General features: G+C 76.5%; 5 protein-coding genes and 1 pseudogene. 5 read left to right on the top strand and 1 reads right to left on the bottom strand.

The annotated features are described in order from the left end of the window. Nucleotides 1–141, bottom strand: a pseudogene (locus ABZW03_RS32695) (DUF881 domain-containing protein); the annotation flags it as partial. On the opposite strand from ABZW03_RS32695, the gene ABZW03_RS32690 reads away from it, so the two are divergent. The 5 genes from ABZW03_RS32690 to ABZW03_RS32670 form a co-directional block, all read left to right on the top strand. Then, a complete protein-coding gene (locus ABZW03_RS32690; RefSeq protein WP_355266451.1) occupies nt 128–1,294 on the top strand; it encodes a hypothetical protein in 1,167 nt (388 codons plus the stop codon). The pseudogene ABZW03_RS32695 and the gene ABZW03_RS32690 sit on opposite strands and share 14 nt — an antisense overlap. A gap of 25 nt (nt 1,295–1,319) precedes the next feature. After that, complete coding sequence (locus tag ABZW03_RS32685; protein ID WP_355266448.1) at nt 1,320–2,285, top strand: glutamate ABC transporter substrate-binding protein; 966 nt, start codon at nt 1,320–1,322, stop codon at nt 2,283–2,285. A 298-nt stretch (nt 2,286–2,583) separates the two neighbouring features. Further along, nucleotides 2,584–3,951, top strand: coding sequence for a hypothetical protein (locus ABZW03_RS32680; protein WP_355266445.1), 1,368 nt, complete (start codon nt 2,584–2,586; stop codon nt 3,949–3,951). Between the two features lie 5 nt (nt 3,952–3,956). After that, a complete protein-coding gene (locus ABZW03_RS32675) occupies nt 3,957–6,671 on the top strand; it encodes a tetratricopeptide repeat protein (RefSeq protein WP_355266453.1) in 2,715 nt (904 codons plus the stop codon). A 3-nt stretch (nt 6,672–6,674) separates the two neighbouring features. Continuing rightward, nucleotides 6,675–7,993, top strand: a 1,319-nt coding sequence (locus tag ABZW03_RS32670) for a PP2C family serine/threonine-protein phosphatase (RefSeq protein ID WP_355266442.1), incomplete at its 3' end; no start/stop codon positions are given.

The raw sequence follows: 7,993 nt of genomic DNA, 5'->3' as shown, positions 1-7,993 counted from the left end.
CGCCTGGATGCTGTACGGCGGCACCAGCGGCCGGTTGTCCACCAGCACCGCCTCGCCCGCGGCCCGGATCGCGGACAGCGCGGTCAGCCGCTGGCAGTTGGAGACCAGGGCGCAGGCCGCCGACCGGGTGGTCTCGTACAGCCAGCCGCTCAGCCGGGACGCCGCCGAGATCCACCGCAGCCTGGCCGACGCCGCCACCACCGCGGCGAGCGGCTTCCTGCTGGCCGGCACCGAGCCCGCGGAGGTCCGCGGCCGCTACGAGCGGGACATCGCCACCGCCGCCGAGCTGGTCGCCCAGGCCGCCGCCCGGACCACGGCGACCTCCCCCGCGCAGGGCTCGCTCGCCCGGCTGAACAAGCAACTCCCGGCGTACGCGGGCCTGGTGGAGACGGCGCGAGCGGACAACCGGCAGGGCATCCCGCTCGGCGGCGCCTACCTGCGCTACGCCTCCGAGCAGATGCAGACCGTCCTGCTGCCGGCCGCCGCCGAACTCGCCGAGGTCGAGCGGCAGGAGCTGGCCGACGACTACCGCGCGGCGCAGTCCGTGCCGTGGGCCGCCTACGGCCTGGCGCTGGTCACCCTGGCCGCGCTGGTCTGGGTGCAGCTGACGCTGTTCCGCCGCACCAACCGGGTGTTCAACATCGGGCTGCTGGGCGCCACCGCCGCCGTACTGGCCGGCGCCCTGTGGCTGACCGTCACCGGGCTGGCCACCAGCTCGGCGCTCAAGCAGAGCGCCCGCGAGGGCGCGGGCCCGCTGCAGGCGCTCAACTCCGCCCGGGCGGACGTGCTGACCGCCCGGCTGGCGGAGAACCTGCACTTCGTCGCCCGCGGCTCGACCGGCCGGTACGCCGACCAGTGGGCGAAGACCGCCGAGACCCTGGGCGGTGTGAAGGACGTCCCGCCGGACCGGTACAGCGGCTCGCTGGCGGAGGCCCTGCACCGGGCCCCGGCGGCCGCGAAGCCGGGCATCCAGGACGCGGTGAAGCAGTTCGAGCACTGGCGCGGGCTGCACGACGCCGCCCGGACGCGGGAGGTCGCGGAGGCCGACTACCAGGGCGCGCTGGAGGCCACCGTGACGGCCAGGCCCGACGCGGACACCGCCGACGCCGCCTTCAACGCCACCGACAAGGCGCTCGCCCGGGCCGCCGACATCGAGCAGGACCGTTTCCGGCAGGCCGCCGAGGGCACCGGCGGAGACCTGCGGGCCGCCGCCGTCGCCACCGCGCTGCTGGGCCTGCTGGCCGCGGCCGCCGCGCTGCGGGGCCTGGGCCGGCGACTGGCCGAGTACCGCTGACGGGCAAGGGGGAGGAAACCGACCGATGAACGACCGAGGATCCAGGAGAAGGACCAGGCCCGCCGCCGCGCTGGCCCTGCTGGCGGCCGGCGCGGCCGTGCTCGCCGGGGGCGGGCCGGTCGGCGCCGCCCCGGCGGGCGCGACCGCCGCGCCGCTGGCCGTGCCGGCCGCCGTGCAGCAGGAGGGGCAGGAGCAGGCCGAGGGCTGCGACGTCACGAAGAGCATGCCGCCGAGCACCGAGGACGGCCCGGCCGTGAAGGCCATCAAGGGCAGGCACAGCCTGGTGATCGGGGTGGACCAGAACAGCTACCGCTGGGGCGCCCGCAACCCGAACACCGGCCAGATCGAGGGCTTCGACATCGACCTCGCCCGGGCGATCGGCGCGGCCGTCATGGGCGACCCGGAGAAGGTGGTGCTCAAGCCGGTGGCCACGGCCGACCGGATCGACGCCGTCAAGAAGGGCCGGGTCGACCTGATCGTCCGCACCATGACGGTCAACTGCAAGCGGCTGGAGGAGGTCGCCTTCTCCAAGCCGTACTTCACCATGAGCCAGCGCGTCCTGGTGCCGAAGGCCTCGCCGGCCAGGACCATCGACGAGGCGGTCAAGGACCGGACGGTCTGCGCCGCCGACGGCTCCACCGCGCTGAACGTGGTCAAGGAGAAGAAGACCGCCCGGCAGGTCGTCACGGTGGAGAACCAGCTGGACTGCCTGGTCCTGATGCAGCTCGGCAAGGTCGACGCCACCATGACCGACAGCGGCCTGGCGGCCGGTCAGGCCGCGCAGGACCAGACCGTGCGGATCGTGGACGGCGAGGCCCAGCCGGAGGTGATCGGCGTCGCCATGGCGAAGGACAGCACCGACCTGACCGCCCGGGTGAACCAGGTGCTGGCCGACTACTACGCGCGCGGCGACTGGGCCCGTTCGTACGAGCACTGGCTCAAGCCGTACATGCTCAACGAGGCCGACCGCTACTGGCCGGGCGCGCACTGAACCGGCCCGCTGGACGGCACCCGGGACAGCAACCGGGGCGGTCGGCGGACGGCCGGCGGACGGCCGGGGGTGACGCGGAGGACGGCGCGGGAGAGGTAGCGCGCGGGCCGTCAGCGGGGCGTTGACGGCCCATGGACGCCCCGCGCCCGCTCCGCCCGAACGGCCACCGGCTAGGGTTCGGGACGATCACCACGGGGAGACCGGTGGTGGACACGGGGGTTGTCGTGGGACCGCACGTGAGGCCTGTCGGGTACGTCGGGCACGTCGGGATCGCACGCGAGGAAGGAAGGACACCGCGGTGGCGGCATCGGCTGGCCCGGTACTGAGCCGGGAGGAGGTCGACCGCGCGCTCGCCCGCCTCGGCGCGGAGCGGGACGCGGTCGAGTCGGCGCTGCTCGCCCTCCAGGACCACCCGGGCCTGCGGCTGCTGGACGGCGCCGAGCTGTCCGGGCGCACCCTGGAGCGCTGGTCCGTCGCGGGCAAGGGCCTGCCGCTGCTCTGGGCGCTGTTCGACCGCTACTCCGAGGCGCTGGCCTCGGCGCGCGCCGTACGGGCCCGCAAGGCCAAGCCCGGCGCGCCCGAACTCGCCGAGCTGAGCGAACTGCTCACCGGCGACGCGGTGACCGTCCCGGGCGGGGTGGTGCCGGACGGCCCGCAGGTGCTCGGCGCGCCCGCCAAGCTGGTCGAGCGGATCAGCCTGGACGCGCTGATGGCCCGGATGAACTCCTGGTACGCCACCGTGCTGGAGGTGGTCAGCGCCGCCGACGCGGTCTGGTCGGCGCTGCCGGCCCGGATCGACCTGCTGCTGGCCGAGCTCCAGCGGGTGCGCACCCTGGCCGCCTCGCTCGGCGTGCGCACCGGCGCCCACCCGCTGGCCGACGACCTGACCGGGATCGAGCAGGGCCTCGCCGAGCTGCGCGCCGAGGTGCGCGGGGACCCGCTGGCGCTGTGGCGCCCGGCCCGGGTGCCCGCCCAGCGCGGCACCGTCCCGGAGGGCTTGGCCTTCGCCGGCCCGGCCGGGATGGTGGACACCGAGCGGTTCGACCGGAGCGGGCGGGCGCTGGACGGCGTCCGGCTGGAGCTGGAGGACCTGCTGCGGCTGCGCGACGAGGCCGAGGAGCGCCTCCAGGGCGTCGGCGACCTGCTCCAGCGGGCCGACGCCACCCTGGCCGAGGCCCGCCGGGCGCGCGGCGAGGTGCTGGCGAAGATAGCGTCCAGCGACGTCCCGGCGGTGCCGGGACCGGCCTCGGCGCTGCGCGAGCGGATCGTCGCGGCGCTGGACCTGCGGCAGGCCGGGCAGTGGGGCCGGCTGGCGCCGCTGCTGGACGCGCTGGAGGACGCCGCCGCCAAGGAGCTGGGCCGGGCCCGGCAGTCGCTCACCGAGGTGACCCAGCCGCTGGCCGTCCGGGCCGAGCTGCGCGGGCGGCTGGACGCCTACAAGGCGATGGCGGCCCGGCTGCGGGTCGCCGAGGACCCGGAAGTGATCGAACGGTACGAGAAGGCGCGCTGGCTGCTGTGGAGCGCGCCCTGCGACCTGCGGGCGGCGGCCGCCGCGGTGGCCCGGTTCCAGCAGTCGCTGCGGCCGGCCCACACCGAGGCCGAGGCCGGGCAGGCACCGGAGGGGGCCGGCCGGCCGCCCGCCGACGGACAGGTCCAGGGGGGCTGAGGGTGATGGGCGAGACGTGCGGACGGCCGGAGTGCTCCGGCAGCGGCAGGATCGACGCCGACGGCTACTGCGACGAGTGCGGTCTCGCCCCGGCGGGCGGGACGACCGCGACCTCCGGGGCGGCTGCCTCCGGTGCCGCGGGGGCGGCGGCCGGTCCCGGCTCGCCCTGCCCGCGCGACTGCTCCGGGACCATCGACCCGGACGGCTACTGCGACGAGTGCGGGCTGACCCCGTCGGCCGGCGACACCGGCGTCACCCAGCCCCACGTCCCCTCCGCCCGGGTCGCCCCGGGCTCCGGCCACGGCTCCGGACCGCACGGCTCCGGCCGCGGTGGCTCGGCCCGCGCGCTGTCGGCCCGCACCGGCTCGGCGCGCTCGATGTCCGGCCGCTCCCGCTCGCACCGCTCGACCCGTACCGGCAGCGGCCGCTCGGTCTCGGTCCGCTCCACCCGGGGCAGCGTCAGCGCGGGCACCCGCAACCGGCTCGGCGCCGGGCTGGTCACCGTACCGACCGTCGAGGCGGCCGACCCGGCCCGGGCGGTGCTGGCCGACCCCGAGGTGCCCGAGCGCAAGCGGTTCTGCTCCAAGTGCGAGGCCCCGGTGGGCCGGGAGAAGAACGGCCGCCCCGGCCGCCCGGACGGCTTCTGCACCAAGTGCGGCACGCCGTACTCGTTCACGCCCAAGCTGCGCCGCGGCGACCTGGTCGGCGGGCAGTACGAGGTGGTGGGCTGCCTGGCGCACGGCGGGCTCGGCTGGATCTACCTCGCGGTGGACCGGCGGGTCAACGACAAGTGGGTGGTGCTCAAGGGCCTGCTGGACACCGGGGACGAGGACGCGCTCGCGGTGGCCGTCGCCGAGCGGCGCTTCCTGGCCGAGGTGGACCACCCGAACATCGTCCGGATCATCAACTTCGCCGAGCACCCGGACCTGCGCACCGGCTCCACCGACGGCTACATCGTGATGGAGTACGTCGGCGGGAAGTCGCTCAAGGACATCGCCAACGAGCGCCGCACCCGGGACGGCCGGCGCGAGCCGCTGCCGGTCGAGCAGGCGATCGCGTACGCGCTGGAGGCGCTGCCGGCCCTGGGCTACCTGCACGACCGGGGCCTGGTGTACTGCGACTTCAAGATCGACAACGTGATCCAGAGCGGCGACGCGCTCAAGATCATAGACATGGGCGCGGTCCGCCGGCTCGACGACGACGGCCCGATCTACGGCACCATCGGCTACCAGGCCCCGGAGATCGCCACCGACGGCCCGTCCGTCGCCTCCGACCTGTACACCGTGGCCCGCACCCTCGCGGTGCTCACCTTCGACTTCCAGGGCTACAGCGGCGCCTACCGCGACTCGCTGCCCGGCCCCGAGCAGGTCGAGGTCTTCGCCCGGTACGAGTCGTACTACCGCTTCCTGGTCCGCGCCACCGACCCGGACCCGGCCCGCCGCTTCGCCTCCGCCGAGGAGATGGCCGACCAGCTCACCGGCGTGCTGCGGGAGGTGCTGGCCCTCCAGGACGACCGGCCCCGGCCCGCGCCCTCCACCCTGTTCGGGCCCGAACTGCGCGTCGTGGACACCGAGTTGGTGCTGCCCACCGAGCGGGCCGGGCAGCTCCGGGTGGCCCCGCTGGACCCGGCGGCCGCCGCCCTCGCGCTGCCCGTCCCCCGGGTCGACCCCGGCGACCCCAACGCGGGCTTCCTGGCCGTCCTGGTCACCCCGGACCCGGAGGAGACGCTCGCCGCGCTGGCCGCCGCGCCCGCCGTCTCGGTCGAGAGCCGGCTGCGCGAGCTGCGCGCCCTGCTCGAACTCGGGCGCCACGAGGAGGCGGTGGGGCGGCTCGCGGAACTGGAGCGGGACCAGCCGGACGACTGGCGGGTGGTCTGGTACCGCGGGCTGACCGCCCTGGTCGGCGCGGCCCTGGCCGACGGGCACGGGACGGCTTCCGCGTCGGCGCCGGGCCAGGAGCGCCCGGAGGCGAGCGGGCGCATCACCCCGCCCCGAGCCGAAGGGCGCGCCGGCGCCGAAAGCGAGGAGCGCGGGAGCGACGGAGGAGCGACGGAGCGACGACCGTCGGCGCCGGGCCAGGAGCGCCCGGAGGCGAGCGGGCGAATCACAGCCGCCGCCGAGGCCTTCGACGCCGTCTACGACGCCTTCCCCGGCGAGGCCGCCCCCAAGCTGGCCCTCGCCATCTGCGCCGAACTGCTCGGCGACGGCGGCGACGCGGCCGAGTTCTACCGGCTGGTGTGGGCCACCGACCACGCCTACCTGAGCGCCGCCTTCGGGCTGGCCCGGGTCCGGCTGGCCGAGGAGGACCGGGCCGGCGCGGTCCGCGTCCTGGAGACCGTCCCGGCCACCTCCAGCCAGTACACCGCCGCCCGGATCGCCGCCGTCCGGGCCCGGCTGCGCGAGCGCCGGCCCACCGACGACCTGGCCGCCGACCTCGGCGCGAGCTCCGCGCAGCTGACCGCGCTGCGGCTGGACGCCCGCCGCCGCGAGGAGCTCGCCGTCGAGGTGCTCGACGCGGCGCTCGGCTGGGTCGGCGCCGAGGCGGCCGCCGGCCGGCGGGCCACCGACCTGGTGGTACTGGGACGTCCCGCACAGGAGCGGGAACTGCGCTTCGCCCTGGAGCAGTCCTACCGGGTACTCGCCCGGTTGGCCGACCGGGCGGAGACCAGGATCGAGATGGTGGAACGGGCCAACCGTGCCCGTCCCAGGACGTGGGTGTAGCAGATGCCGCAGCAGACCGAGTGCCCGAGCTGTTCGGAGCCGATGGACCCGGAGGACGCCTACTGCGGCTCCTGCGGCACCGGCCGGGACGGCCGGGCGGCCCCCGGCGCGATGCCGTCGAGCTGGGCCGCCGCGCACGGCGAGGCCGTACCGTCGCCGCGCGGGCCGGTCTGCGTGCACTGCGCGCAGCCGCGGGTCACCGCGGACGGGTACTGCGAGGGCTGCGGCGGCGCCCAGCCGCGCCCGCGCGACCACATGGAGAAGTCGCTCGGCGGTGTCGCCGGGGTCAGCGACCGCGGCGTGCGCCACCACCGCAACGAGGACTCCTTCACCGTCGCCGCGACCTCGCTGCCCGGCGGCGAGCCGGTCGTGGTCGCCGTGGTGTGCGACGGCGTCTCCTCCTCCGACCGCCCGGACGAGGCCTCGGAGACCGCCGTGGACGCCGCCTCCGAGTCGCTGCTGACCGCGCTGGAGGCCGGCCAGGACCCGAACCGGGCGATGCGCCAGGCCATCGCCGACGCCGCCCGGGCCGTCGCCGACCTCGCCACCGACGGCGCCGGCCCCACCCGGCCCGACCTCAACGCGCCCGCCTGCACCTACGTCAGCGCGATAGCCGCGGGCGGCCGGGTCACCATCGGGTGGGTCGGCGACACCCGGGCGTACTGGATCCCGGACGACCGCGCCGCCGCCGAGCCGTTCCGGCTCACCCAGGACGACTCCTGGGCGGCCCGGATGGTCGAGGCCGGGCTGATGGGCGAGGCCGAGGCCTACGCCGACCCGCGCGCGCACGCGATCACCGGCTGGCTCGGCGCCGACGCCGAGGAGGTCGTGCCGCACACCCTCGACTTCACCCCGCACGTCCCCGGGGTGGTGCTGATCTGCACCGACGGGCTGTGGAACTACGCCGAGGCGGCCACCGACCTGGCGTACTACGTGCGCCCGGACGCCCGCACCGAGCCGCTCGCCACGGCGCAGACCCTGGTGAAGTTCGCGGTCGCGGCCGGCGGCCACGACAACATCACCGTCGCCGTGCTGCCGATCGACCCGCCGACCGCCGCCGTCGAGGAGGCCGAGCAGAGCCCGACCGCGCTGGACCTGCCGGTGATCGTCCCCCGGCCCGCCGGTCCGCCGGCCGCGGAGGAGGAGGACCACGAGCCGACCCTGCCGGACATCCCGGTGATCGGCTCCCCCGCCGCCCCGCTGCCCCCGGCCCCGCCCGTCCCGCCGACGGCTCCCGCCGTACCGCCCGTCCCGCCGGCCGCCCCGCCCGCCGCACCGTCCGCACCGCCCGTCCCGCCGCAGCCGCCGCACCCGCCGACGGC

Source organism: Kitasatospora sp. NPDC004799 (genome assembly GCF_040609095.1).
In the GTDB taxonomy this organism is placed as follows: domain Bacteria; phylum Actinomycetota; class Actinomycetes; order Streptomycetales; family Streptomycetaceae; genus Kitasatospora.
This window is presented reverse-complemented; position numbering and strand designations above follow the sequence as displayed.

What these genes read in the sequence shown, in the direction of transcription:
- ABZW03_RS32685 (WP_355266448.1), top strand. Translation starts at nt 1,320, where the DNA reads ATGAACGACCGAGGATCCAGGAGAAGGACCAGGCCCGCCGCCGCGCTG.
- ABZW03_RS32675 (WP_355266453.1), top strand. Translation starts at nt 3,957, where the DNA reads ATGGGCGAGACGTGCGGACGGCCGGAGTGCTCCGGCAGCGGCAGGATC.